This is a genomic window from Pseudonocardia nigra (genome assembly GCF_019396355.1).
In the GTDB taxonomy this organism is placed as follows: Bacteria; Actinomycetota; Actinomycetes; order Mycobacteriales; family Pseudonocardiaceae; genus Pseudonocardia; species Pseudonocardia nigra.
In genome coordinates, this window is sequence record NZ_JAHKRK010000587.1 from 1 (window position 1) to 562 (window position 562).

Consider the following 562-nt stretch of genomic DNA (forward strand, 5'->3'; position numbering starts at 1 on the left):
GCGTTGATCTGTCCGCCGGCTCGAGCGACGCGCCAGAGGTGGCGCGCCGAGCGGGCAGTGACCTCATAGGAGCCTGATCGCAGCAGGTCCCATCACAGTCCTGTCCGCCCGCCCGGCCGCGCCGTGACCACGCAGCCCGGGAAGGACACGCAGCCAGTGGAGAGCATCCCCCACCCGCTTCGTCGACGCATCGTCGTCGGGGTCGACACCCACAAGTACGCCCACGTCGCGGTGGCCTTGGACCAGGTCGGAGCCGTCATCGCCGAGACCACCATCCCGGTCGATCGGGCCGGTTACGCGCAGCTGCAGCGGTGGGCGTGCGAGCTCGGCGAGCAGGTCGAGTTCGGCGTGGAAGGGTCCGGATCCTACGGTGCCGGGCTGGTGTCGTTCCTGCGTCGGCGCGGCCACCTGGTCCTCGAGGTCAACCGCCCGGACCGCGGCGTGCGGCACCTGCGCGGCAAGAACGACAGCATCGACGCCGAGAGCGCCGCTCGCGCGGTGCTGTCCGGCGCGGCGACGGCCGTGCCGAAGACCGCCGACGGCACCGTGGAGATGATCCGAC

The 562-nt window shown here is 71.7% G+C and carries 1 protein-coding gene; it reads left to right on the plus strand.

Annotated elements, in window-relative coordinates; all coding sequences use genetic code 11:
- Nucleotides 1-156: 156 nt before the first annotated feature.
- Nucleotides 157-562: IS110 family transposase (locus tag KME75_RS42320; RefSeq protein ID WP_219420722.1), on the plus strand; the 406-nt coding region annotated here is incomplete at its 3' end.